Below are 662 nucleotides of genomic sequence, written 5' to 3' on the forward strand. Positions count from 1 at the left end.
GCTTCCTCGATGAGGGTCTCCACGATCTTCGACTCCGGCACGGTCTTGATGACCTCGCCCTTGACGAAGATCTGCCCCTTGCCATTGCCCGAGGCCACCCCCAGATCGGCCTCACGCGCCTCGCCCGGACCGTTCACCACACAGCCCATCACCGCGACGCGCAGCGGCACCTCCATGCCCTCCAGACCGGCGCTGACCTGGTCGGCGAGCTTGTACACATCCACCTGCGCCCGCCCGCACGACGGACACGAGACGATCTCCAGCCGGCGCTGGCGCAGCCCCAGGGACTCCAGGATCTGCATGCCGACCTTGATCTCCTCCGCCGGCGGCGCCGACAGCGAGACCCGGATCGTGTCACCGATGCCCTCCGACAGCAGCGCACCGAACGCCACCGCGGACTTGATCGTGCCCTGGAAGGCCGGGCCGGCCTCGGTCACGCCCAGGTGCAGCGGGTAATCGCACTGCGCCGCCAGCTGACGGTACGCGTTGACCATCACCACCGGGTCGTTGTGCTTCACCGAGATCTTGATGTCCCGGAACCCGTGCTCCTCGAACAGCGACGCCTCCCACAACGCCGACTCCACCAGCGCCTCAGGCGTCGCCTTCCCGTACTTCTGCAGCAGCCGCCGGTCCAGCGAACCCGCGTTCACCCCGATCCGGAT

1 protein-coding gene is annotated in these 662 nt (G+C 68.0%); it reads right to left on the reverse strand.

Annotated features, from left to right (window positions below):
- On the reverse strand, nt 1-662 hold a 662-nt coding region (gene ispG / locus IF61_RS0131845), incomplete at both ends, for a flavodoxin-dependent (E)-4-hydroxy-3-methylbut-2-enyl-diphosphate synthase (protein ID WP_030370023.1).

This window comes from Streptomyces roseoverticillatus, assembly GCF_000719265.1.
GTDB lineage: Bacteria > Actinomycetota > Actinomycetes > Streptomycetales > Streptomycetaceae > Streptomyces > Streptomyces roseoverticillatus.